Source organism: Planctomicrobium mucosum, from assembly GCF_051466335.1.
GTDB lineage: Bacteria > Planctomycetota > Planctomycetia > Planctomycetales > Planctomycetaceae > Planctomicrobium.
Map to the genome: position 1 here is coordinate 880,605 of NZ_CP195793.1, position 26,094 is coordinate 906,698.

The following is a 26,094-nucleotide window of genomic DNA, read 5'->3' on the forward strand; positions in this document are numbered from 1 at the left end:
TTCTGGAACTCCGAATCTTACGCCGAATTGAGACGAAACAAAAGTGGGGAAATCCACCATCTGAGTGCAATTTTACTTGGGAATGGATTCATGTCCGGTTCCGGCGAGAGTTTGGAAGCGCAGGCAGCGATTTCGCAGAGGATTTCGCTAGACTGGGGCAAATCAAACTTTTTCGGAGCAATCGTGTCATCTTCACCATCTGACGACAAATCCGTACCGACTCGAGACGATCTGGCAGCGATGTATCTCGATCAGTTGCAGTACGCTCCCTATCGGGTGCAGGAAGATGCGTTGCTCTCTTGGTTTGATGACAACGAGGGGATTCTGGTGTGTGCCCCGACTGGAACGGGAAAAACGCTCATTGCCGAAGCGGCGATGTTCGAGGCGTTGCATACTCGGAAAACGGCGTATTACACCACTCCGTTGATTGCTCTTTCCGAGCAGAAGTTTCAGGAGTTGCAGGCCGCTGCTGTGCGGTGGGGGTTTTCTGCTGATGACGTCGGACTGATTACCGGGAATCGTAAGGTCAATACGAAGGCTCCTGTGCTGGTTGTGGTCGCTGAGATTTTGCTCAACCGCCTCCTTCACGATGAGTTCGATTTCAGTAACGTCTCCTCCGTCGTGATGGACGAATTCCATAACTTCAATGACCCGGAACGCGGTGTCGTCTGGGAGTTGTCTTTAGCTTTGCTGCCCAAGCATGTGCGACAGATGTTGCTCTCAGCAACGGTCGGTAATGCAGTCGATTTCCTTCTCTGGATGAGACGTGAGCACGGCCGCAAAGTTCAGTTGATTCAAGGGACGGAACGTAAAGTTCCTTTGGAATTCAAATGGGTCGGCGATGAGCTTCTCGCGGACTTCCTTGAGCAAATGCAGGATGGAAAGGATGAAACACGCCGCACACCAGCGTTGGTGTTCTGTTTCAATCGCGAAGAATGCTGGAATGTGGCTGAACAGCTGAAGGGGAGAAGTCTTCTCCGGGACGGCCAGCAAAAACAACTCGCTGCCAAGTTGGACGCATGGGACTGGAAACAGGGAGCCGGTCCGAAACTGAAGCAGATCCTCATGCGTGGAGTGGGTGTTCACCATGCTGGATTATTGCCGAAGTATCGTCGCAGAGTGGAAGAGCTGTTTCAGGAGAAGCTTCTTTCCGTCTGTATCTGTACTGAGACGCTCGCAGCGGGTCTGAACCTTCCTGCTCGGTCGGTGGTTCTGACGACTCTGGTGAAAGGACCTCCTGGGAAGAAGTCGATGATCGATCCGAGTACCGCTCATCAGATCTTCGGTCGAGCAGGGCGACCGCAGTTTGATTCACACGGTTATGTGTTCGCATTGGCACATGAAGACGACGTGAAGCTGGCACGCTGGAAGGTGCAGTACGACCAGATTCCGGAGGATACGAAAGATCCGAATCTGATTCGCGCCAAGAAGAAGATGAAAAAGAAGATGCCGAAACGGCGCGAGAATGAGACGTACTGGAACGACCAGCAGTTCGAAAAGCTCGTGGCGGCGCCTCCCGGGCATCTTGGAAGCAAGGGACAACTCCCTTGGAGATTGCTGGCATATCTCATTCAGCTTTCTTCGGACGTGGGGCGCCTTCTGTCCTTCATGCGGAAGCGTTTGCTTCCAGTCAAGCAGCTTGAACAATCAGAAGAGCGGTTGTCCCGAATGCTGGTCACGCTGGCATCAGGTGGGTTCATTGAACTCGAACCGACTCCTGATGAGCCCATTATAATGGCAAAACGAGACTGGGAATGGCCCGAGATTGAAGAACCGATCGCGGAGACGTTTCCTCATCTTTCAATGCCTGATCCGGCCGCTGCCGAGGCGATCGATGAAGATGAGGGGTTTGGCGGAGACATTCTGGAAGAGATTGAATCCGTTGACTCCACTTCAGAGGTTGAAAGCACAGAAGACTCAGAGGCTAATGCCGATGTCGTCGAGGATGAACAGGAAGAGAGTTCAGCTGAGACCACAGATTCTCAGGATGATGACAATGCTCCAGCATCGATGGGGCTGTTTGGTCAGCTGTTACAGGCAGCCAGGGAAAAAACAGTCCCCGGTCAACCCGCGAAGGTCATCAGCCTATCGAAAGCTGCGTTACCTGCTGCTGTCCCCGAAGAGCGAGTGATTTATATCCCGAAATTTGCGAGGCCGACCGAACGTATGTCGGACCTGATGAAATTTCGCAGCTGCCATCCGTTATACGGCATGTTTCTGTTGGATCATCTGGGGTTGGCTGATCGGGCAGAGAAAATCCAGATCCTCGAAAGTGTCCTGGAAGTCCCCGGATCCGTTCTGCCACTTGTTCGTGTGCCCTGGCCATCGGAACTCCCACCCGGTCCATTGGCTCGCTTTCGAGTCGACCCGGAACTGATGCGTCGTGGTCTGATCACTCAGCGTGAACTTGATCCGGGCTCAGTGGAACCTGAGTTCGACAGTTTCGGGAAGCCGATTCGTGTCTTTCCTGTTCCGTTGGGAGACAGGATGCGTCGGTTGTTCGATAGTGAATTTCCCGGTGTGCAGGATCTCCGCACGCGTTCCGTCTGGATTGTTGGGGACTTGATCGCGTCCGGTGGTGATTTTCACAATTACGTCTCGACGCGAGATCTCACCAAGCAGGAGGGGGTCATTTTCCGCCACTGCCTCCGGATGATTCTGTTGTGTGAGGAATTCTCGGCAGTCTGTCCAGTCGGCATGGAGCTGGAGGAATGGCACAGTGAGCTCAACTGGATTTCGGAGATCTTGATTAACTCTTGTCGGGAAGTTGACCCGGAAAGCACGGATGTCGTGCTGGAGAGTATGGCAGCAGTGGCCGATGTCGTTGACGCGGACGCTGAATAAATCGCCCCTGGGGGAAGCATTTTTGCGTGTCGGCATTTATGCTGATTGAGATAGGAGGTGACTAATGCGTGTGTTGACAATTGTTGTTTGAACGACTAATTTGTCTGCACCTTTTGGAGAAGCAGTTTCCATGCTGAATGTAGTCCCAAAATTGCAGTTTGATTCTCCGCAACAGGAAGCGTTCCTCAATCTCTGGCGGACATTCGACAAGCTGAAAGAGATTGAAGAGTCACTGTTCTCGCGATTCGAGTTGTCAGCGCAGCAGTACAACACACTGCGATTGCTGAGTTCGGTTCATCCAGAGCCAATGCCGACACTTTCCCTGGGGGCGAGGTTAATTTCACGCGCCCCGGACATGACCCGATTGCTGGATAAGCTCGCGAGTCGAGGATTGATTCAACGGGTCAGACGGGAAGACAATCGCCGAGTCGTGAACGTCTCACTCACTCAGGCCGGGTTGGATCTGCTTGATGAACTCGAGCTTCTGGTGCGAGAGTGTCATCAGCGGCAACTTGGGCACCTGAGCCACGTCGAACTTCACACGTTGACGCGGCTTTTGAAGGAAGCCCGCGCTCCCCACGAGGATCGACACAATCTTTCGATTGCAGGTGAATAGCTAATACTCTGCACCGGGAGAAATTTTCCGTTCGCAAACGGGATCTCAAACACGTTTTCAGGAAGAGCCAATGAACCAGGATACAGACGTCATTGTTGTCGGGGGAGGACCCGCTGGGGCAACGACTTCGACTTTAGCTGCCCAACATGGCCTGAAGGTCCAACTCTTTGAACGAGAGCGGTTCCCACGTTTTCATATTGGCGAGTCACTGATTCCCGAGACGTATTGGGTTCTCGAGAGACTCAAGATGTTGCCGAAGTTGCGATCCAGCCACTTCGTCGAGAAGTACAGCGTGCAGTTCGTCAGTGCCAGCGGCAAGACATCCGCGCCGTTCGACTTCTGGGAGCATAAGCCCCATGTCTGTTCCCAGACCTGGCAGGTACGACGTAGCGAATTCGACAAAATGATGTTGGATAACGCAGCGGAACAGGGTGTTGACGTTCACGAAGGCGTTCGTGTTCTCGATATTTTGTTCGATGGAGATCGAGCGATCGGCGTAAAGATTCAGGAAGAGTCTGGAGAAGTGCGCGACGTCTTCTCGAAAGTCGTCGTCGACGCCAGTGGTCAAAGTTCGATGATCATCAACAAGTTCGGGTTGAAGATCAGTGACCCACAACTGAACAAAGGAGCTGTCTGGACCTATTTCAAGGGGGCTCATCGAACGGAAGGTCGCGATGGAGGGGCCACACTGGTCATTCAGGTGGAAGATAAGAAGGGTTGGTTCTGGTATATCCCCCTGCATGATGGAATCACCAGCATCGGAGTCGTCGGCGATTTCGACTATCTCTTTAAGGGGCGTGGAAGCGATCACGAGAAGATCTTCTGGGAAGAAGTTGCACGCTGCCCGGGCTTGCAGGATCGTCTGGTCAACGCAGAACGCTGTGACAAATACCGCGCCACAAAGGATTACACTTACCGATCGAAGCAGATCGCCGGTAATGGTTGGATTCTCGTGGGCGATGCGTTCGGCTTCCTCGATCCTCTGTACTCGTCTGGAGTCTTGCTGGCACTCAAGTCTGGCCAACTGGCAGCGGATGCGATTGCAGAAGGAATCGCGAAGGGAGACACATCTCAGGAGCAGCTTGGTCACTGGGGGCCTCGTTTCGTTGAGGGAATGGGAAGAATGCGCCGCCTTGTGCTTGAGTACTACGATGGTCTCAGCTTTGGCAGATTCATTCGCCGTTTCCCGCATCATCAAGGGGATGTGACCGATCTGCTGATTGGCGATCTCTTTGAACCTGAACGCGAAGAAGTGCTCAAGTCGATTGACATCTTCCATCGTGAAAATTCACAAGAAGATCTCTGATTCGTTAGACGTCAGAAATCGGCGTTCCACGTCGATTGACTAACACGTTTGATCCTGATTGAGCCCCTGCTTCCGACGCACATGTTTAGGGCAGGGGCTCAAGCTCGGAGCGAATCCCCCCTTGAATTCATGGTGGTCCAAAGAAGTAGACTCACAACGATTGTGAAGCGTCACCGTCGGTGAGTCTGTGTGCATCTCGCTGCTCGAGACTTGCTTGTCGGCTGAAAATCTTCCAATTGACTGTTACGCTTTCTGTGTTCGAAAGCCTTACAGAATTAATGCGGGAGAGCTGAATGAAGTCGTTTTGCTTCAGCATCGGAATGTTCTTGGTATCGCTAGTGACCTGTGTGAGCGGTATTGCCGCAGAGCAGGTCGAGCACGTCGTTCTCATCAGCATTGATGGACTGCCGGGGAGCGCCCTGAAGGACACGGCAATTCCGATGAAGACGCTCCGTGAACTGGCGAGGACCGGGGCCACCAGTGAAGGAATGATCGTATCGAATCCTTCGGTAACTTGGCCCAACCACACTTCGTTGATCACCGGATCCCGCCCCGTCGATCACGGAGTGCTTTACAACGGGGTCATGCGACGCGGCTCACTTGGGATGCCAGTGACGGTTGATTCCAAGACCGATGGATCTGAACTGGTACAGGTAGAGACAATCGCTGATGTGCTGCATCAAGCAGGTAAAAAAGTGGTTGGGATCAACTGGCCATGTACCCGAAATTCCCCGTCGTACTTCATCGATTTTCCCGACTCACCGGACATGTTGAACTACACAACTCCCTTCTTCATCGACGAGATGATCGAATCCGGAATCGTTCCAGAGAACATTCGCGAGTCATTCGGGCCGTTGTCGCCGTTAGCTCGCGATGAAATCTGGACCGACGCTGCCTGTCTTGCCATCAAGAAGTACAAACCAGCCCTGACGCTCGTCCATCTTTTGAATCTCGATTCCGTGCATCATCGCTACGGACCCGGCACGTGGGCAGGAAATACAGCGATTGCATTGGCCGACTTGCGTGTCAAACAGATTGTAGAAGCGGTTGAAGAAGCGGGAATCCGTGAGAACACCACCGTGATCGTTGTTTCAGATCACGGATTCATCAGTATCCCAGAAACGATTTACCCGAACGTCGCCCTGCGAAAAGCTGGATTGCTGACAGTGGAAGGGACACGCGTCACTTCCGCTCGTGTCCACACCTTCCCTGAAGGAGGCGTGGCGATGATCTTTCTGACTCGACCGGATACCGCCACTGAGGATCGGACGCAGGTAATTGAGCTGTTCTCGAATGTCGATGGAATTCAGGAAATTCTGACTCCTGATCAGTACTCAGAGTATGGTTTTCCACAGCCTGATGAATACCCACAGATGGGCGACCTGGTGTTGGTGGCCAAAGATGGCTATGGATTCTCAGGGGGAGCCACGGGCGACGAAGTGATTCAGAAAAGTGATACGACACTCGGCACGCACGGCTTTTTGTCGACCAACCCTAAGATGCTCGCAACTTTCATTGCGAATGGGGCGGGGATCGAACCGGGATCAAATGCAGGTGTGTTTGAAAACATCCAGATTGCTCCCACGATCGCAAAATTGCTCGGCGTAAATTACGAAGTCCCCACCGGGAGACCTCTCGAAGAAGTGCTTGCCAAGTAAAGTAAAATGAAATGAGCCGCGCCAACCATTGATGCGGCTCATTTTTTGGGGAATCTGGGGGGTGACTTTCCTGCACTACGAAACTCAGTTTTGAGACGCGTTGCGAAGACCGGATGCTGAAAGTCACTTCCGAAGCTGCGATTAAACAGCAGAGGATTTTTCGGAGTGCGTCTCGTTGAAGTGCGACATCGGTTTCCAGTCGTGCAACTGAAGTTCCACCGATTCGAATCCCCTAAACTGATTGATTCCGGCGGAGAAGCTGAAGGCCAGAGACTCGTTGACCTTGGCAATTTCTTCGGCCCATTCGCCCTTTCCAAAAGCGACGCAGCGGATAATCCGATCGCCATCTTTCAGCTTCAACGCAAGGTGTCTTCCTCCTCCGCCCATTGTCGCCGGCGGCTCAGCGAGCTTTGCGTAGGCAACACTGAAGATTGGTCGGCGGTGCTCTGCGCCGAACGGTCCGAGCCGTTCCAGTTCTCGGACTGCTGGAGTTGTTAAATCGTGCAAAGAGACTTCGGCATCGATTCGCAATTCGGGTTCGATGAGATGATCTTCGTGATGACTTTTAGACGTCTCAGCGGCAAACGCTAGTCGAAACTCTTCGATTTTCTCGGCGCGAATGCGCAGCCCGGCTGCTGCCCGGTGACCGCCGAAACCCTCCAGCAAATGGCTGCATTTGGACAATCCTTCATGAAGATTGTATCGCTGGAATGTGCGACCTGATCCCTGACCAGACTGAGTTTCTGCATTCAGAGCAATGATGACGGTCGGCTTTTGGAATTTCTCAGCAATGCGGCTGGCGACAATTCCCATAACTCCGGGATGAAACTCCTCATCTGCGACGACGAGTGAAGGGTGATCATTCCATTCTGGATTCGCTTCGATTTGCTCTTTAGCCTGACGATACATCTTTCGTTCGACCGTCTGACGATTTTTGTTCAGCTGATCGACGTAGTCTGCCAGTTGAGCGGCGCGTTGACGATTTTCTGTTGTGAGTAACTCGACGGCGAGTCGTGCCTGTCCAAGTCGGCCAGCAGCATTAATTCTAGGAGCAAGACCGAATCCAATGTCTTCTGCGACGAGCGATTTGTTCTTATCGAGTCCAGCAACCTTCAAGAGCAGTTCGATCCCCGGAATTGTGCTTTCGGAAAGTGACGTCAACCCGTAACGAACCAGAATGCGATTCTCTCCAACGAGCGGGACGACGTCAGCAACTGTCCCCATCGCTGCCAACCCTGCGGCAGCTTTCAGGAATTCTCGCATCCGTGGGGACGCTTTGGTGCCGTCTCCCAAGCGTTTGCAGACCGCCCAAGCCAGTTTAAAAGCAACGCCTGCTCCACAAAGTTCCTGAAATGGATACGTGCTGCCGGGGAGTCGGGGATGAACATTGGCCGCCGAATCCGGAAGCGTCTCGAGCATGGTATGGTGATCGGTAATGATCAATTCGAGGCCAAGTTCTTTGGCCAAGGCTGCTTCTGCAACGCTGCAGATTCCGCAGTCGACCGTCACGACGAGACGGTTCGGGTCTTCCTGATGCAACGTACGGATCGCATCAAGATTCAGGCCGTAGCCTTCTTCCATACGGCTGGGGATATAGTAGTCGACCGTTGCTCCAACGAGTTTCAGACAGTACCAGAGAATGCTGGTCGCGGTCACTCCATCGACATCGTAGTCCCCGTAAATGGTGATTCGACGCTTGGCATTGAAGGCGGCGACAATCAAATCCGCAGCCTGAGCTGCTCCCGGGAGGAGATCAGGTTCATGGAGATCTGTCATGCGGGCAGAAATAAATTGTTCACCCTGAACGCCATCTTCGATACCGCGAGCAGCAAGTACTTGAGCAAGGAGCGGAGAGCAGCTCATTTCTTTACTTAATCGAGCAACAACGGCCCGATCGTGGGGCGCAAATCTCCATTGGCGCGGCATACAAACCCTTTTCCTTCAGTTCTGTCGAAGCGGCTGCAACCGTGCATTCGCCGACAGCCTTCTGAAAGAAATTACAACAGGGAGAGGGCGGGAAGTCAAAAGCAGCAAGATGTTTTGGAATTGAGATGTAATTCGTGGAGAAATAATGTGATCGGCGTACGGTGAGCAGACGTTTTATGAGTCAGGGGAGTTACAGCGGGGGGAGTGTGTACGCATCGATTGGCACAATTCAAGAAAACAGCCATCATGAGTTCTTGCGAAACTCCGATGGCTGGTGTCAGTCGCGTTGGTCGCAATCCGAGAGGATTATCGTCTAGCGTTCTTCTCTTCGTTCTGAATCTGCTCGTCCATCGCCTTGATTTCAGCGTCATCAGCCTGGTTGGCTGGAGACGCAATTGTTTGATCGCTACCGCAACCGCTTAGACTCAGTACAGAAGACGTGAAGAGCGTCAGTATCAAAAGTGGTACAAATCGAAAATTCATTGTCGTGTGTCTCATTCTTTATCGTGAAGATGCTGCAGTGCAGGCTCAATGTGGAAGACCAAAGTCGCCTCTACCAGCAGTCATCAGTTGACGCCTGCATGAGCAGGGCCTATCCGCCATGAGTCGCAAGTGTCGTTTGATACTTAGAATTCCCCGACGGGTTCGCCGTCGTTGGAAAGGCTCAGCCGGCGGAATGTCAGGTCGTCGACGTTGTAGCTGATGGATCGCACCGAGCCGTCAGCCAGCAGGGCGTTGACAGCACCATCGTGAGAACTTCCGAAGAACGGTGTCCATTGTGCCCAGGTGCGTCCACCTTTGTCGACGACGCCTGAGAATGCTCCGCTTGCATCACGGACGGTGGTCTTGGAGTCGTGAATCGGTGTAATTCCGTAAACCGTTCCATTAGCGAGAATTCCGCCGCCAAAACGGATGATGTCCTCGTCGTATCCGGCGTTGTTCCATCGTTCGTTGTCTCCCCCTTCAGTTCCGTGGGCAGAGTCGTGCAGTGCTTTTTCTGCGACGAGAATGGTGTTTGAAGAACCGTCACGTAGTCTCTCAACAGTTGTCGTCCCGATGTCGGTCTTAATGTGTGTTCCCCGTTTTCCAGCATTGTTGACGTGGGAGATGCCGTTTGTGGTCCTTTCGCCACCGTTTCCTGCATAGTCTGCTCTAAAGAAGTTGCTGCCATAACGGGTGGGAGCACGGCGGGTTGGGCAGACGTAAGCGGGAGAGATGGTCAACGCTACAGCGTTCTGACCAGAGTTCGAAGTTCCCGTTGATCCGACGGCCGGGTTCATGTCTGTGGTCGCAAGGTTGTAGATGGTGGCTTGATCCATGTAGGGAAGAATATGGTACAGCCACGAGAAACCTTCCTGAGTTCGTGAAGAACAGCAACTGTCGCTTGCCATTCCTGTTGTCGCGAAGGGCGTGTCTGAATTGTGGTCACGTGCTGCTGTCGGAAGAAATCCCTTGGCGTCCTGAAAGTTGTGGTGCGCTAATCCGATTTGCTTGAGATTGTTTTTGCACTGGCTTCTGCGCGCTGCTTCACGAGCCTGTTGGACAGCGGGGAGGAGCAATGCGACGAGCACGGCGATGATCGCGATGACCACCAGAAGCTCGATCAGAGTGAAGCCGCTACGCTGAGATTTGTTTAGGTTGATTCGAGTATATGTATGAGTTTTCATCGTCGTATCCTATCTGTTTTCAAATGTTCGAATTTAGCATGATGATGCAGGCGATCTGGTGCGACGCGCCTGGTCGCGAACTGGAGAAGTCTTGGTTCTACGTGACTCAACACCAGTTACAGAATCGGTTTGTGTGAATTTGTTTTTTGGCCGCCGTCCGCTGCTGAAATGTGATTCATAAAGATTGTTTTCTAAATAACTTGATGGTGAGTATGTGGAATGACCTTAAGGTTCTGATGAAGCGATTGTGAATTTCACGAAAAATTCGAATCCGATCGGGAGCGGCATTCTGATGGCGAAACGGCCTTGAGGGGATCAGTTGAGAGGGGCGCCGAGATCAAGACACAAAAAAAGGACGCCACTTCGATGATGAAGTGGCGTCCTGCAGGTGACTTAATGAAAACGAGAAAGTCTTAGCCGGCGTGTCCAGAGAACAGAATCTCAACGTTCAATGTAACGTCGAGGATTCAATTCACCTGCTATTTGCCCCCTTTGGCAGCGGTGACCTGAAGGTCGTAATTCCCCGGAACAGTGACCTCTAGTCCTGATTTTTCAGCAGATTCGAATTTGCTGTCGATCGGAGGCGTGGCCTTTTTCTTTGGGGCATTCTTTTTGTAAGAGCCATCGGCGTTTGTTTCGATTACGGGAGCGGGGGCTCCCGTTCCTGTGATCGATGCCTTGTAGGCGCCTGATGGGACGTCTGCAATCGAGTAGGTGCCGTCCTCGCCGATGTTGCCCCGAAATGAGCCATTGGCGTTGGTGAGGGTAACGATCCCGCGAGACAGTGTCTCTCCACCATCGACTTTCACGGTCCCCTTCACTTCTACGTTCGCATTGCCACCACATCCGGCGAACATGATTGCGAGTGATAAGACTGCGAAATTGAACAGCTTCATTCTAACCTCTCATCTTTTCCATTCGGCAGTCGAGTTGAACTGCCGTGTGATCTGTGCTGCATCGAGAACTGAAGAACCTGTGCTACTGAAGATCCGCCGGTGTTTCATAGCCCCGTTGACTGTGACTCCGGAAAGCGAACTCGCCCAAAGTGTGAGACACGTTCACTCGTTGAGCCAAGTCTTAGAACTCACCAACAGGTTGGCCGTCAGCGCGATCAGTCAAACGCCATTGTGTGACGAGGTCGATGTTCTGGCTGACGCCACGTACTGAGCCGTCTGCCATGGCAAAGTGAACCATTCCAACGTGCCAGCTTCCGAAACCGGATGCATATGCAGGAACATTATTGGTGGTATTTTCGTGTGCCCAGCCTGGCTGTGATGTCGGCTCGATTTTGGTGCGAAGTGGCATACGTCCATTGCGTGCCATGTTGTATTCACGCCATCCGCCACCCTGAATAAAAAGCGATCCATCAATGCTGTCCCAGTTGATTGGGTTTGCATTGTCGAAATCGGATGTCCGCATGAACTTCTCGCCGAGAAGGAAAGTGTTGCTGGAGCCGTCGGTGATCTGTGCGAGCGAGTGATTGATTTTGGCTTTTGCTCGGCGTGCGCCTTCGATTCCGTCGATCCCACCGTCGTCTGAAATCCCTGAGGCGTCACCGGCTTTGGTGGCACCACGTGCCTGTGCGGCCCAAAACGGATCGTGGGAAACGTGGTGATTCCACCATTCGTTTTCAGTGTCGAATGTGTTCATGCGAAGATCGGTCGCTGCTCCACGCATCGTTGTAATGGCGTAGTGACCAGTTGGTCCAGGAGACCCGTTCACGTCAACCTGTGTACGGCGAACTTTGGCTGACCCGTAGCTTGGGCAGGAAAATGCTGGAATTGGCTGAACGCTGTTTTCGAGGCCAGCATCTCGAATGATCTGGTAGTTCGTCGACATTGGCCAGCGAATACTGGTCGTGCTGGAACCTGCAGTTGCCCCGCCGTTGTACAGGTTGTACATCGCAGATTGCTCGATGTAAGGGAGGATGTGGTAGAAGAAAGTTGGTCCGAGGCTGTAGTTGACGATCGGCGGGAGCGAGTTGTACGCGTCGTGAAAGTTGTGCGCAGCAATCGTCAGGTTCTTGAGATTGTTTTTGCATTGTGTACGTCGAGCCGCCTCGCGGGCCTGCTGCACAGCTGGGAGCAGCAATGCAATTAAAACGGCAATAATCGCGATGACGACCAGAAGCTCGATGAGCGTGAATCCTCTGCGTCCGGCGAGCTGCTTGGGGGAATTGAAATGTCGGTTTCTCATTTTTTGTCTTTTGTTTGTCTTGGGGGCGACTGTTAGATCGCTAAGGAGTTATGAATGCGTACCGAAGGGTATGGCTGTTTTAATGTGAAGTCAATAAGCGATCGGATTTTGGCCAGTCAGTACGCTATTTCACAGTAAATTACCGTGCCAGAAGTGTTCGCAGTGGCTTTGAATTTGTTGAGGACAGTTGGCGAAGTCGGCTGAAATTCTGCAACGAAAACACGCAAAAATTCCTGAAAGTTAGGCTCGAGTTCGTTGATATGAAGGGTGGTTGATAAGTTGAGTTGCTTGGCTGTGTTTGTCTTTGCTATGCGTTTTGTATTTAATTGGTTTTAATGTGATTTTATTGCGGGTCCGCCATTATCGGTTTAATAAGTTTGCTTGAGTTACAATCGAACAGAGACTTCTTTTTGGGGGTATTTATTGTTTGCAAAAAATGAGCAAAGTGGCCATCACCTGAGTGGCGGTGAAATCGTCAAGTTCGATGGATTTCGATCGACTCTAACCTCAAATTGTTCGCTGCGCCTCCGGGGGTGGAACGGATGGGGGAAGGGAATCGCGATGCTCTGATCCGAATTGCTCATCAACCAAGATCGATGTCTGGTGGCAATCAACCGAGAGTCGTGACATACTTCGCACTGCTCTCCTCTCCGTTGTCTCGCCTGAAAGACACCTTCCGATGATTGATCCGGCCTCACCAAATATCCCGAGACGAGACTTTTTGAAGTCGACTGTTGTAGCGAGTTCGATCGCCGCTATTTCCAGTCAGCAACTTCTTGCAGATGACCGAGAAAACGGTAATGGCGATACAGGCAAGAATCGCATTCAGATCGAGAACGAGAAAGAAGGAGCCAGAGACTGGCAGCTAACACGCGTTCGAGTGGATGGAAGCGGATACCGGTCAATCTGGGTGGAAGGATATTGTTCGAAGCAAAGCGTTCAGGCCGGGGATGAGGTTGAGATTTTCGTCTCGACAAACCCAGCGAGAAAATTTGATCTCGAGATCTTTCGGATGGGGTACTACAACGGGCGTGGAGCCCGTCTGGTCCAGAAATTCGAAGGGATCCAAGGTGAAGTGCAGGCCACTCCGGAACCGGGCGAGAAAAATCTGCATGAGTGCCGCTGGAATCCGAGCTTGAAGCTGACAATCCCTGAAGACTGGCTCAGTGGAGTTTATCTGGGGAGGCTCACGACGATTCCTGAGGGGAGAGAGTCCTACTGGCAAAGCTACGTGGTGTTTATTGTCCGCGATGAACGTCCGGCCGACATTCTCTTCCAGTGCTCCGACAATACCTGGCAGGCCTATAATACATGGCCGAATAACTACTCCGTCTATACGCATCCAAAGGGTGTGCAGGGACCTTGGGCGGATGTGAGTTTCGATCGTCCCTATGCACGCGAAGCTCAATTCGACGGGGTCGTCAACGATCCACTCACTGTTGGTTCTGGCGAGTTTCTCCCTTTGGAGTTCCCGCTTGCGTATTGGCTTGAACAGCATGGGTACGACGTCTCTTACTGTTCGAACTCAGATTTGATTTCGCCTGACCGTGGCTTGAAATGCAAGGCGTTTCTCAGTGTCGGGCATGATGAGTATTGGGACATTCGGCAGTACAACAGCGTCGTCGCCATGCGTGATGCAGGCGTCAATCTTCTCTTCCTGTCTGGGAATTCAGTGTGCTGGGTGACTCCATTTCGCGAAAGTAGTTCGGGCAATCCCAATCGAATTATCTTCCGCGGTGGTCCGTACGGAGGCGATTACAAGTATGCCGTCGACCGAGACCGCGAACACGGCCCGTTCCCTCATCGTGGGCCTGATGAAGGCTATTTGATGGGTGGTCGAAATATCGAACCGGTGAATGGTGGGGGAGACTGGACCGTCCTCAACGCTGATCACTGGATGTTCGAAAATGCAGGCGTACAGAACGGTGATAGCATTCCGGGGCTGATTGGCTGGGAGTATCATGGTGACGCTCCGGAAATTCCGGGATTGGAGGTTGTCGCCGGAGGGACAGCGTGGCAAGGGGGAACCGTTCCTCAGGAGTGGACCGGAACAATCTATCCGGGGCCGAAAGAGAATTTTGTTTTTAATGCGTCCACTATCTTCTGGGCGCAGGGGCTCAGTTCGCCCCCCGGGCACGTCCTGCCTTGGTCGCATTGGAGTCGTCCACACGGTCCAGATGACCGAGTGCAGCAGATGATGATCAATCTGCTTGCTCGTGCTTTGAAATAGAACCGCGTTCTGGACTCACTCCCCCGATAGAGAGTTTCCGCCTTCAAGGGTGTCATGAGATGTTTGAATGTCTTCGAAAACGGTTACCAAAAGTCCTTGTCGCTGGTTCGATGATTTGGAGTTCAATCGTACTGGCAGACGACGACCTCATTGCAAATATGAGTGTTCCGAATGGCTATACCGTTGAGGTCGTAGCCGAGGCTCCTCTCGTCAATCATCCTTTGATGGGGTGCTTTGACGAGGAAGGGCGTTTGTATCTCGCAGCCAATGCCGGGATGAATCTGGAGCGGAGCGAACTGGAGGCCCAGTTGCCGAACTACATTCAGCGACTGGAAGATACCGATGGCGATGGAAGGTTCGATCGGTCCGTTATCTTTGCTGACAAATTGACGTTTCCTCAGGGCTGCTTGTGGCACCGGGGATCTCTCTATGTTGCTTCCAGCGGAGCCATCTGGAAGTTCACGGACTCCAATGGTGACGGGGTCGCGGATGAGAGAGTGAAGCTTGTTGGAAACTTTGGGTATACCGGAAATGCAGCGGATATCCATGGTCCGTTTTCAGGCCCGGACGACCGGTTGTACTGGTGCGATGGACGGCATGGACACGAAATTCAAGATGCCGCTGGGAATCTTGTCAGTCGTGGAAAAGCCTCGCGAATCTTCAGCTGCAAGTTCGATGGAACCGATCTGCAGACCTTCAGCCTTGGGGGCATGGATAATCCCGTCGAGGTGGTTTTTACTCCTCGTGGAGAGATGCTGGGGACTGTCAATTTGTTGTATTCAACTCCGCGGGGAGATTGCCTGGTCAACTGGCAGTACGGTGGTGTTTATCCTCGGGAAGACTTCGTCGAGAATCTCGAATCGGAATTCATTCGCACGGGGCCGCTGCTCAAGGAAGTTCACCATTTCGGACACGTCGCCGTATCCGGACTTTGCCTGATTGAAAACGCGGAATTGAAAGAGAATGAAGCTGAGAAAGTTCTTGTCACCCAGTTCAATTCGAATCGTCTCTCACTGGTGACGCTCCGAACTGAAGGTTCAGGGTATGCCACTGAGAAGGTGGAAGATTTTCTGGTGTCGACGAGTTCAGACTTTCATCCGACAGATGTGCTTCAAGATGCGGATGGATCATTTTTGGTGATTGATACCGGAGGCTGGTTTCGGATCGGATGTCCAGAGTCTCAGGTGGCGAAATCTCATCTGAAGGGAGCGATCTATCGCGTTCGACGATCCGACGCCGCTGTCGTAGACGATTCACGTGGTCTGAAGCTCGATTGGCAAAACGCGACTGCCGAAGACCTTCTCAATCGATTGGGAGTCGACCGTCCAGCAGTTCAGCAACGGGCCGTCCAGGCACTTGCCGATTTGCTGAATGCCAATTGGAATCTGGAAACTGCGAACGAGTTGACTGCTCAGATCGTCAAGAAGAATCTTGAAGACCGGTTGATGTGGATTCAGGTGTTGTCACGTGTGTTTCACCCTGAGGCTGCTGCATTCCTCGTTGGTGGGCTTGAGGATCAATCCGAGGAAGTTCGCCTTCTGACGTTGCGGAATCTTCTGTATTCGCAGCGAGTCGAGGGGGACATGGAAGAGGTCGCATACCAGTCGCTCTTGAATCTGGTCCAGAAAGGGACTGTTGCAGAGTCGAAGGGGGCGTTGGCGACTCTCGGGAGAATGTTCAGCGATCGCAGTGAATTAGCAGTCGACCTGTATCAGTTGGTGACACCACATTTCAATGATTTGAACTGGCGCCACGCGTTTGTTTATTGCCTGATCGAATCTGGAGATCGCGAATCTGTCGGAGCTGGCTTGTTTCACCAAGATCCGGATGTACAGCTCGCTGCAGCTGATGCTCTTGAGCAGTTACGGCGCCCGCATGTCGATCTTTCAGAACAGCGATGGGTGGAGATTCCTGCAGCAGGCAGCGGGACACCTCTCAGTGAAGCGGATCAGGCACATCTCGTCGAGGTTCTTCAGAACCTTCCGGCAGGAGAGGTCGAGCGAGGACGCGAACTGTTTAATTCGGAACGTGGAGCGTGTGCGAAGTGCCATCGCGTGAAGAGTGAAGGGGGATTGATTGGACCGGATCTCTCCACCATCGGTAAGAGCAGGTCGAGACTCGACTTGCTCGAGGCACTCCTTTATCCCAGCGCAAGTTTTGCTCGAGGATTCGCCCCGTATGTGGTCCTGGCGACAGACGGGCGTACTGCTTCTGGAATTGTGCTTTCTGAATCAAGCAAAGGGATTCGACTAGGTGTCAGTGTCGAGCAATCCGTTGAGGTTGGAATCGACGAAGTCGAGGAGATGAAGGCGTCCGATGTCTCCATTATGCCAAACGAAGTCGTGAAGCAACTGACTGAGCAGGAACTGGCGGATCTCGTTGCATACGTTGAGTCATTGAAGTGACCTTCACTTGAGAGTGTCATCATTCGTGCAGTGGATCTAGATGGTCCGATGCCAGCAATGATCAATAAAAGAGAGCCCGTGACGCGCATTTGTCACGGGCTCTCGCTGCTTGATTTAGGCTCGCCGGGGAAGATCACTCTGGTTCCTTCTCGGCCTCCTTGTCGTCTTCAGGAAGTGTGATGTCGGGGAACTGCTCTTTGAGCAATCGTTTCAGTTCTTTACCGCGGGCATTGGTCGAGATGACTTTGAAATCGCGCCCCACGAGAATCATTCGGGGAATCGAGTTGACTCCGTAATAAGCGGCATTGGTAATTTCGCCGTTCGGGAGATTTCGATCGTCGTGCAGGATGGTCCAAGGGAGTTTCCATTCTTCCTGAAACTTCTCGAGGTCGGCTTTATCAGCATCAATGCTGATTCCCACAATTTCAAAGCCACTGTCGTGGTATGCTTTGTAAATTTTCTTCATCTCTGGGAATTCACGAATGCAGGGGCCGCACCACGTTGCCCAGAAGTCGATCAGGACGACCTTCCCCTGATGTGCTTTCCAGTCGAAATCTTCTCCGGAGAATGTTTTTTCGATCTTTAATTCTAATTCATTCCCGGGGAGTTCAATTCTTCGGATCGTCCCTTCAATTCCACGTTTCAGTCGGCTCGCAATGGGACTCTCACTTCCTTCCACCATCGGCAGCAGCGATTTCAGTGTTGCTACTGCCTCATCGGTGTTCGGATTGCTGGAAGCGATGCTAGAAGCGATTTGAACGATGTTGGATTTCTCTTCAATCGATGCGGAATCGAGAAGTTCCTTGTTCTGCTCCAGAAGTTTATTCAGAGCACTGGGGGCTGACGCCGATTGCAATTCGCCTTCGAGAAACTTGATCTTGGCGAATTGGGTCAGGCTTGGATCGCCGAGACCATCGATTTTCTCGAAGAGGTCGGACTTGGCCGTTTCTGCTACTTGAGGTTCAACCTGCTTGATGAAATTGATGCAGACTGACTGAAACTGGATCAGGGCTTTGATTTCTGCAGGGTCTTTTGTTTCCTGAAGGATTTCGTTGGACTCAGCAATTAATGCAAGGAATTTTTCTGAGGGCTTTTTACTCTGCCCGATGGTCTGCAATGATTTGCGAAACGACAGCTGAAGGTTCTTGATTTTCTCAGCGACCGTAAGATTTTCTTCCTTCTTCTCCTCGTCTGCTTTCTTTTCCGTTGAAGGTGGATCATCTGCTTTCAGTGTGGAGATCATCGCTGGTGCCGAAATCACGCTGCCAGCAACAGCAATCAGAAGGAGCTTCCGGAGTAGAGCAATTCTCAGAGATTTCATGAAACGTGCTTTCTTCAACACAGGGGTGACCCGATTCTGGATGTTGGATCACACTTGTGGTGACAATGTGGAGGTCGGAACTCGTCATTCAACACGATTTCAAAGTAAATCAGACAGTCAGAATTCCTAGTGGAAAATCGTTGCAAGAGCAGATAAAGCGATAGAAAAGTCAGCTTCTGAGATGGCAGGTTTTGGGGTCTAAATCCACCTCTTGTCGCGACCGAAATGCTGCCGAATGGTCTCGATCCTGAATTGCTCCAGCGATCTTTCCAAGAGTCTGCAGTGATGGAGTGATCAAAATAGAAAGCCTCCGGAACATTCCGGAGGCTTTCTGAAATCTCGATTCTTCAGTTCGACTATTTGCGGTCAGTCTGAGGAATGTATTTCGGCAACTTCTGAGTGGCAAACATTTCCTTGCTGGTGTTCAGCTTAGCAAGGCGGATGCGGCCATCGATCATTGGAACGCTGACCCAGTTATCACCGATCAGCGGACGAGCGTACTTTACGAACTCATCGGTCACGTCGGTTCCGCAGGCCGAAATCCACTCGGATGGGAAGTGACGATCCTTCTCGGCAACTTCGGAGAGTGGTGCTTTGTCGTAGACTGGGCGATAGTTGTTCCAGTCCGCGCGAAGGATTGTCGCCATGTAGCCGTGTTCGCCAGCAGCAGCGAGAAGGGCCGCCTTCTGGCCCACATAGTACGACTCTTCCAGGTCGACGGTCGAAGCGTACGCCATGTCGTTACGCTGGTGAGTCCCCGGGACGTTGCAACGTGCTGCACCCTTGACTGGCAATTTACGCTCATTCAGAGCGTTGGTCAGCATCTGAGCAACGGTGATCTTGCTGGAAGAGAGCATCGCGTGACCAAATGAGTCACGCACAATGAACTCTTCTGGGATCTGAAGGCCTTCGATTTCCAGACCTTCGCTGACGACCAGCATCGCGCGACCGTGCTCCTTCAGCGTTTTGCAGACGTTCTCGTAAATCTGGTCGATCGATACTTTGCGCTCGGCGAGATAGATCTGCAGTGGCATTTCACGGTGCGGGTCAGCCAGACGGGCTGCTGCCGGGATGTATCCGATTTTTCGGCCCATGGCCTGCATGACGAGCACAGGATCTGCTGGGCAGGATCCGTTGTTCTCTTCATTGGACTGCTGGACGTAATGAGCCCAATAACGGGCGGTTGATCCGTAACCTGGAGTGTGGTCGACCAGCTTGAATTCGCTGTCACCGACGTCATTGTCGATTGTTTTTGGACCTCCGATGCCGCAAACATCCAGTCCGCGCTCGCGGGCCATGTTTGCGACTTTGTTGGCAGTGTCCATCGAGTCGTTTCCGCCGATGTAGCAGAAGTAACCGATGTTGTGAGCTTTGAAGATCTCCATGATGCGGTCGAAATCTTCAGTCTGCTTGTCTTTCAGCTTGTATCGGCATGTGCCGATTGAACCCGCTGCTGGAGTGGTGCGAAGCAGAGCAATTTCCATCGGGTCTTGTGCGGTCAGATTGAGGAGTTCTTCTTTGAGTACCCCTTCAATGCCGTGCCAGCCAGCGTAAACAGTGTCGATTTCGCTCATCTGTTTCGCGGTTTCGACAATCCCACGAAGAGTGTTGTTGATAACAGGAGATGGACCGCCCGATTGGGCGACGATCATGTTTTTAGCCATGGGACCGTGTTCTCAAGATGCTTGATTCATGATGATGTAACGTCAGCAAGTGCGGAGTTTAAGCAAATTACACATCATTTGAAATAGGGTGCACAATTTCACTTGTCCCTACAATCGTCATTTGAAAGGCTCACCTCAATGGTTTTTAGAATGCATTGAACGAGAGTTTCAAATCGCGGTTGGATCAGAGTTTGCGGATGGGAATTGTCCTGGTAGTCGATTGAATCTGCGGCCGACTCATTCGGCTCTGATCGACAGTTGCGAATGCTCTGCAAAATTGGCGGTGCCTCGCTGCGGAGTGGGCAAAAATCGAGATATCACCAGGAGCGTCAGCGTTGGAATCTGGTGCCCTGGCGAATGGTGAACTGAGATCGCGTTGAGTGCGGGGAGTGCCGACGTCTGTTCTCTCGGGGGACATATCTAGCTAGGATAATGCAATTCCCTCCGCTCCAGATAGAATCTTTTCTAAGTTGCTCGATATGTCCGCTCCCCCAGCTGAATCTTTTTCGCTCTCTCCCGCTGAAATCTACTCGATTCAAACTCATGGCGATGGTCCTGAGGGGGCATTGCCTTTGTCCGCTGAAATGTTGGCCAATAGCCCCAGCGGAGACATTTTTGGAATGACCCAATCCGCAGGGATGGGGTGGGACCCGCAACAACTCCTCCGGGACCAAGTGCTGATTCTCAGCACCATGGGGGGGATTCGAGCAGAAGACGGAAAGCCAATTGCTCTGGGATACCATACCGGGCATTGGGAAGTTGGTTTGTTGATGCAGGCTGCTGCCAGGGAACTGACGAAACTGGAAAAGATTCCGTTCGCCGCCTATGTCTCCGACCCTTGCGATGGTCGGTCACAAGGGACCACGGGGATGATGGACAGTCTTCCCTACCGCAATGATGCTGCGGTGGTGATGAAGCGGCTTATCCGTTCCTTGCCACTTCGAAAAGGGGTGATCGGCGTCGCGACGTGCGATAAGGGGTTGCCCGCGATGATGATTGCATTGGCCGGTATGCACCACCTTCCGTGTGTGATTGTCCCCGGTGGGGTCACATTGCCCCCGACCTTTGGTGAGGACACTGGAAAGGTTCAGACAATCGGGGCTCGCTTTGCTGCGGGCGATATCGAACTGGAATACGCTGCCGAGATGGGCTGCCGGTCTTGTGGTTCTGCCGGTGGAGGTTGTCAGTTCCTTGGAACGGCAGCCACGTCACAAGTGGTCGCAGAAGCATTCGGGTTGTCGTTGCCGCATACCGCGTTGGCCCCTTCAGGACAGCCTGTCTGGTTGGAAGGAGCGGTCAGATCTGCTCGAGCGGTGACACGAATGATCGATGCAAAGCTGACCATTCATGATCTGTTAACTCCCGATGCGTTGCACAATGCGATGGTGATTCACGCAGCGTTCGGAGGATCAACGAACTTACTGTTACACGTTCCGGCTGTGGCATTCGAAGCAGGATTGGTTCGCCCCACGGTGGAAGAATGGAGTGCTATCAACCGACTGACACCGCGGATCGTGGACGTGTTACCGAATGGTCCTGTGGGACATCCAACTGTTCGCGTCTTCCTCGCGGGAGGAGTCCCTGAAGTCATGCTGCATATGCGGTCGCTGGGACTACTGAAGCTTGATGCACTCGCAGGCGATGGGCGTCGATTGGGAGACGTACTCGCAGACTGGGAGACATCAGAACGCCGTCAGCGATTCAGAGAGTTGCTGAAAGAGAAAGATGGAATCGATCCGGATGACGTCATTCTGCCACCGGCAAAGGCAAAGGGGGCAGGGTTGACGAGCACTGTCACCTTCCCTGTTGGCAACATTGCTCCGGAAGGGGCTGTCATCAAGAGCACAGCGATCGATGCAAGCGTCGTTGATCCAGATGGTGTGTATCGCAAGCGAGGTCCAGCACGCGTATTCAACAGCGAGAAAGCTGCCATTGCTGCGATCAAAGGACGCGGTCCAAATCCGGTGAAAGCAGGAGACGTTCTGATCCTGATGTGTCGTGGTCCACTCGGAACCGGAATGGAGGAGATTTACCAGATCACCTCAGCACTTAAATTCCTGAAATGGGGCAAACAGGTCGCTGTCATCACCGATGCGAGATTCTCGGGTGTTTCCACCGGTGCCTGTATCGGACATGTTGGACCGGAAGCATTGGCTGGGGGCCCGATTGGAAAGTTGGCGGACGGGGATTTGATCGAGGTCGAAATCGATTGTGTGAATCTGACCGGGAAGATCAATTTCATCGGTTCAGAAGACGAGGTGTTGACTCCAGAGCAGGGGGCTGCAGTTCTGTCGCTTCGCCAACCCAGCATCGAACTTCTGCCTGACCCAGAACTCCCGCGCGACACAAAGTTGTGGGCGCTGCTTCAACAACTTGGAGGGGGAACTTGGGGGGGCTGCGTTTACGACGCTGACGCGTTGGAGCGGGCTCTGAAGAGGTAATGTTGCATGTTGTTTTGCTGATGCGTGTTGGCTGTGGTTCAAGCGAACTGTTCAAGAATTGCCCCGAAGATTAGGCTGCATCAGAAGCGTGATCGGAAGATCGCTCTTCTGCTGACGAGATGAAGCTTTTCAGGCTCGATGAGCCTGCGACTGAAGAAGATCAATGGCAAAACGTTACGTAGTTCGATACGGCACAACCCGACTGGTTGCGGAGTTCGCAACAAAGTCGGGCGAAGACTATGCGCGCGGCTCGCAGATCATCGTGCGTAGTCATCGAGGAACCGAATGGGGCGAAGTGCTCTGTGAGGCCACTGATCGGACCCGTGAGTACCTCGGAAAAGCGGAGTCTTCCGGGAAAATCCTGAGACTGGTCGAAGTTGAGGACGAGCGTACTCGTGATCGACTCGTTCTGCGCGAACAGGAGATCTTCCAGGGGTGTCAGAGGATTGCCGCCCAGCAGTCGATCGCCATGCAGGTGGTCGATATTGAACATCTGTTCGGTGGTGAAAAAATCATTGTTTACTATCTCTCTGAAGTCCGGATAGATTTCAGGGAGTTGGTAAAACTCCTCGCGAAAGAATTCCAGGTCCGCATCGAAATGCGGCAGATTGGGATTCGGGACGAAGCAAAATTACTGGCCGATTACGGTGATTGTGGCAAGCCTGTCTGCTGCGGAACGCATTTGACGGAAACACCTCCAGTTTCCATGAAAATGGCCAAATTGCAGAAGGCGTCGCTGGATCCCAACAAGATTTCCGGGCGTTGTGGCCGGCTCAAATGCTGTTTGCGTTATGAGTACGACACATACGAAGAGTACCGACGGGAGTTACCGAAAGTGGGTAAAACCGTTGTGACCAAGCACGGTCAGGGAAAAGTTCTGGCTCAGGAGATTCTGGCTCAGAAAGTGCTTGTTAGTTTCGAAGATAATCGGCGGATGATGATTGATGCTGCGGACGTGCTGACTGTCGTCGGAGGAAAGAACTCTGGAGGCGCAGAACAGGCAGAAGTTGATCGACCAGCCAACGAAATGTCGGAATGATGGAATAGAGGACTTTCCCCATTCGGGCTTTCCAGTCTATGATTTTTGTGTCGAGAAGTTTTTGTTCGGCTTCTCTCAAAATTGAAACCCGCGGGTTAATGATTCCCGATGACAACCATGCGGAGCGAAGCGATGGGTGCGACAGGCCAGACGGCAGCACCGCGAAGTAAGTTTCACGCGGACGCCTACCGATTTATCTTTGAAGCTCTGCATCATACGCAGCAGAAGCTCAAGCGGCCCACGGTGTCTGACTTGAACGATGAACGTGCGCACATTTCCGGTCCCGAATTGCTGTACGGCGTCCGCGATCTGGCACTGGAGCGTTACGGATTACTCAGTAAAAACGTCTTTGCCTATTGGGGAATCAAGGGGACGGGCGATTTCGGCAAGATCGTGTTCGAACTCATCGAACGTGGCGAAATGCGAAAGACTGATCGCGATCAGTTGAGCGATTTTGTCGACGTGTATGACTTCGATCATGCATTGGATCGCGATTACAGAATCGACGTCTCCAAAATCCTATAGCCTCGTTTCTTAACTTCGGTTTCTTCTACCTAGCTGACGAATAGGATGTAAGCTGGCATGCACTCTGATCCGGCGAACATTCCGCAATCAGCAGTTTCCGAGCTGGATTTCAGTCGGGCGCGCAAACGCCCCTCTCCGCTTTGTACTGCAGTTGCCATTGCGGCGGGCTGGATTCTTGCCCTGGCTGTTCTGACTTGGTTTACATCGAACCCCGTCACGCTGAATTTTCATCAGATCATTGATTCAAAGTACGTGGTCGTCGGAAAGGTGATTGAAGAGAAGCATGATGGCGTTTCTCGCCTGTTAGTCGAGCCGGTTGATGGGGCGCGTTGGACCATCGAAAGCCGTGAGCCAATTGTCGTCAGAAACCTGAAAGAAACCCGAGTTGTTGTGGGGGAGACCTACCTGTTCCCACTCAGTCAGGTTGAGGACCCCGGTATTCCGATGCACGGAAATTACTACGTCACACCAAGTCTGCTTCCCAACGGTGAACCCTTGGTTTATCCCGCATCGGAAGAATCACTCAAACAGTTGGACGAGATTCTTGCCCAACCACGTTCGGAAGTTCCCTCTGAGCCCATTGCCCCAGCGCCTCGCGATTAATTTTGACGTTGTGCCGAGTGTCGACGGGTAAGCTTTCGTGAAGCAGGACGTGCTGAATCCGGGCTGTCAGAGGATTCTCTGAGCCAAGCTTGATGAGTTCCGCTTTCAACGCTTCGATCGCTCCGGGAGTTGTGGGGAATTGTCCCGCTTCTGGCTCTGCCACGATCACTGGAATCTGATTTGGTTTTGATCCAATCCCCACGAGCGCAGATCGGTAGATTGCAGGGTGCTCGTTGAAAATTGCTTCACAGCAAACTGAGAACATTCGTTCCCCAGTCGCTTCGACGATGTGTGCCTTCCGGCCGCAAAACCAGAGATGCTGATCGTCGGAGAGATAACCGACATCGCCGATCCTGTGCCAGAAGCGTGCTCCGTCTGGGATCTTGGCGAGTGCAGTCGCTTCAGGATGAAGGTAGTATTCCCGCGTGACCGACGGGCTGCAGACGATGATTTCGCCGATCTCCCCCGCTGGCAGTTCGCGGACTTCCGAAAGGTTACCGATCGGGCCGTCAGTAATCTCGATGATCTTGACTTCGACGCCAGGAAAGGAAGTTCCAACACAAGTGCCCGCTCCCTGGCTGGTTCTGATCGCTGTCTCTTGCAATACCTCGGCGGCGGAAATTGAACAGACTGGGAGGCTCTCGGTGGCTCCATAGGGGGTGAAAAACCCGGCGCCTGGCTTCACAAGAATCCTATCCATCTTCCTGAGGACGTGCGTTGGGACTGGTCCACCCGCGGAGAGGGCGCGGTTGAGGGTCGGAAGTGTGATCTTCTTCTCAATGCAGTAGCGACCGACACGGTTCCAGAATGCGGGGGACCCGAATGCCTGAGTGACGTTGTGGTCGTTGATCGCTCTCAGAATGTTCGGCGGATGCACCTTGGCTGGTTTGGTTGGGTCCATGTGGGGGATGATTGTTGTGACCCCCATCGCTGCATTGAACAGCCCGAAAAGAGGGAATCCAGGCAGGTCCACTTCTCCCGGTTGGATATTGTAATAGCTCTGGATCATCTGCACCTGAGCATCGAACATCCCGTGTTCGTACGAGACCCCCTTTGGGGCGCCTGTGCTTCCACTCGTGAAGATGATTGCTGCCTGGTCGGAGCTGTTCGTGTTCGCTCGTCGAAATGAGATTCCTGTAGGATCGGTTTTGAGAAGCTGTCGGTAGGTTGTCTGGGTTCCGGGAAGTTTCGGCCCCACGCAGACATTGAAGCGAGTTTTTCTGAGTGCCTTCCCAGAGAACATACGGATCAGATGAACTGCAGGAACAGCGACAAACCCGTCTGGCTTCACTTCCTTGAGACAGTTGAAAATGTTCTTTCGTCCCATGCCTGGATCGATGAGCACGATTACCGCGCCCGCTTTGAATAGGGCGAACGTCAAAGTGACGAATTCGATTCCAAACGGGACGAATAACACCATCTTCATTCCGCGGGTCAATCCTCGTTCGAGGAGACCCGCGGCAATGAGATCCGACTGTTTATCCAATTCCTCGAACGTCAAGGTGCGATAAACAAGTGAGCCATCCCTGCGGCGTGTCGTTGTCTGAGCAATTGCCAGCTGATGTGGCGTGCGGGACGCATGCTCAGTGAGACGTTGAGAAATGTTCACGGAGAGTGGTGTCGCCTGCCGGTTCGTCATGTCCTGTCGAGTTC

General features: G+C 52.6%; 18 protein-coding genes. 10 read left to right on the top strand and 8 right to left on the bottom strand.

The window, feature by feature from the left end; translation table 11 throughout:
- Positions 1 to 240 precede the first annotated feature (240 nt).
- From SH668x_RS03615 to SH668x_RS03630, 4 genes are all read left to right on the top strand, one after another.
- Positions 241 to 2,844 carry a DEAD/DEAH box helicase gene (locus SH668x_RS03615; protein ID WP_437188511.1) on the top strand — a complete coding sequence of 868 codons (2,604 nt, stop codon included), beginning with the start codon at positions 241 to 243 and terminating at the stop codon, positions 2,842 to 2,844.
- A 130-nt stretch (positions 2,845 to 2,974) separates the two neighbouring features.
- Complete coding sequence (locus SH668x_RS03620) at positions 2,975 to 3,460, top strand: MarR family winged helix-turn-helix transcriptional regulator (protein WP_437187333.1); 486 nt, start codon at positions 2,975 to 2,977, stop codon at positions 3,458 to 3,460.
- 70 nt (positions 3,461 to 3,530) lie between these two features.
- Positions 3,531 to 4,766 (top strand): NAD(P)/FAD-dependent oxidoreductase, encoded by a 1,236-nt coding sequence (locus tag SH668x_RS03625; protein ID WP_437187334.1) that lies wholly within the window; start codon positions 3,531 to 3,533, stop codon positions 4,764 to 4,766.
- A gap of 293 nt (positions 4,767 to 5,059) precedes the next feature.
- Complete coding sequence (locus SH668x_RS03630) at positions 5,060 to 6,424, top strand: alkaline phosphatase family protein (protein ID WP_437187335.1); 1,365 nt, start codon at positions 5,060 to 5,062, stop codon at positions 6,422 to 6,424.
- Positions 6,425 to 6,565: 141 nt separating this feature from the next.
- Here the strand turns inward: SH668x_RS03630 and recJ are convergent, their stop codons facing one another.
- The 5 genes from recJ to SH668x_RS03655 form a co-directional block, all read right to left on the bottom strand.
- Positions 6,566 to 8,287 carry a single-stranded-DNA-specific exonuclease RecJ gene (recJ, locus tag SH668x_RS03635; protein ID WP_437187336.1) on the bottom strand — a complete coding sequence of 574 codons (1,722 nt, stop codon included), beginning with the start codon at positions 8,285 to 8,287 and terminating at the stop codon, positions 6,566 to 6,568.
- A gap of 369 nt (positions 8,288 to 8,656) precedes the next feature.
- Positions 8,657 to 8,833, bottom strand: a complete 177-nt coding sequence (locus tag SH668x_RS03640) for a hypothetical protein (RefSeq protein ID WP_437187337.1) — start codon at positions 8,831 to 8,833, stop codon at positions 8,657 to 8,659.
- A 143-nt stretch (positions 8,834 to 8,976) separates the two neighbouring features.
- A complete protein-coding gene (locus SH668x_RS03645) occupies positions 8,977 to 10,017 on the bottom strand; it encodes a DUF1559 family PulG-like putative transporter (protein ID WP_437187338.1) in 1,041 nt (346 codons plus the stop codon).
- Positions 10,018 to 10,496: 479 nt separating this feature from the next.
- On the bottom strand, positions 10,497 to 10,913 hold the full coding sequence (locus SH668x_RS03650; protein WP_437187339.1) for a carboxypeptidase-like regulatory domain-containing protein: 417 nt from the start codon (positions 10,911 to 10,913) through the stop codon (positions 10,497 to 10,499).
- Between the two features lie 181 nt (positions 10,914 to 11,094).
- A complete protein-coding gene (locus SH668x_RS03655; protein ID WP_437187340.1) occupies positions 11,095 to 12,213 on the bottom strand; it encodes a DUF1559 family PulG-like putative transporter in 1,119 nt (372 codons plus the stop codon).
- A gap of 679 nt (positions 12,214 to 12,892) precedes the next feature.
- On the opposite strand from SH668x_RS03655, the gene SH668x_RS03660 reads away from it, so the two are divergent.
- Both SH668x_RS03660 and SH668x_RS03665 read left to right on the top strand, forming a co-directional pair.
- Positions 12,893 to 14,443, top strand: coding sequence for a N,N-dimethylformamidase beta subunit family domain-containing protein (locus SH668x_RS03660; RefSeq protein WP_437187341.1), 1,551 nt, complete (start codon positions 12,893 to 12,895; stop codon positions 14,441 to 14,443).
- A gap of 59 nt (positions 14,444 to 14,502) precedes the next feature.
- Entirely contained in the window at positions 14,503 to 16,848 is a 2,346-nt protein-coding gene (locus SH668x_RS03665) for a PVC-type heme-binding CxxCH protein (RefSeq protein ID WP_437187342.1), read from the top strand.
- A 133-nt stretch (positions 16,849 to 16,981) separates the two neighbouring features.
- Here SH668x_RS03665 and SH668x_RS03670 read toward each other — a convergent pair whose 3' ends face one another.
- Both SH668x_RS03670 and SH668x_RS03675 read right to left on the bottom strand, forming a co-directional pair.
- Complete coding sequence (locus tag SH668x_RS03670) at positions 16,982 to 18,169, bottom strand: TlpA family protein disulfide reductase (RefSeq protein ID WP_437187343.1); 1,188 nt, start codon at positions 18,167 to 18,169, stop codon at positions 16,982 to 16,984.
- A gap of 356 nt (positions 18,170 to 18,525) precedes the next feature.
- Complete coding sequence (locus tag SH668x_RS03675) at positions 18,526 to 19,833, bottom strand: diphosphate--fructose-6-phosphate 1-phosphotransferase (RefSeq protein ID WP_437187344.1); 1,308 nt, start codon at positions 19,831 to 19,833, stop codon at positions 18,526 to 18,528.
- Positions 19,834 to 20,312: 479 nt separating this feature from the next.
- On the opposite strand from SH668x_RS03675, the gene SH668x_RS03680 reads away from it, so the two are divergent.
- The 4 genes from SH668x_RS03680 (at position 20,313) to SH668x_RS03695 (ending at position 24,441) form a co-directional block, all read left to right on the top strand.
- Positions 20,313 to 22,274, top strand: coding sequence for a YjhG/YagF family D-xylonate dehydratase (locus SH668x_RS03680; protein ID WP_437187345.1), 1,962 nt, complete (start codon positions 20,313 to 20,315; stop codon positions 22,272 to 22,274).
- A 163-nt stretch (positions 22,275 to 22,437) separates the two neighbouring features.
- Complete coding sequence (locus SH668x_RS03685; protein WP_437187346.1) at positions 22,438 to 23,313, top strand: PSP1 domain-containing protein; 876 nt, start codon at positions 22,438 to 22,440, stop codon at positions 23,311 to 23,313.
- Positions 23,314 to 23,421: 108 nt separating this feature from the next.
- Positions 23,422 to 23,838, top strand: a complete 417-nt coding sequence (locus SH668x_RS03690) for a Minf_1886 family protein (RefSeq protein WP_437187347.1) — start codon at positions 23,422 to 23,424, stop codon at positions 23,836 to 23,838.
- Positions 23,839 to 23,895: 57 nt separating this feature from the next.
- Complete coding sequence (locus tag SH668x_RS03695) at positions 23,896 to 24,441, top strand: hypothetical protein (protein WP_437187348.1); 546 nt, start codon at positions 23,896 to 23,898, stop codon at positions 24,439 to 24,441.
- Here the strand turns inward: SH668x_RS03695 and SH668x_RS03700 are convergent.
- A complete protein-coding gene (locus tag SH668x_RS03700; protein ID WP_437187349.1) occupies positions 24,362 to 26,080 on the bottom strand; it encodes a fatty acid CoA ligase family protein in 1,719 nt (572 codons plus the stop codon). The two genes, SH668x_RS03695 and SH668x_RS03700, sit on opposite strands and share 80 nt — an antisense overlap.
- Between the last annotated feature and the right edge of the window lie 14 nt (positions 26,081 to 26,094).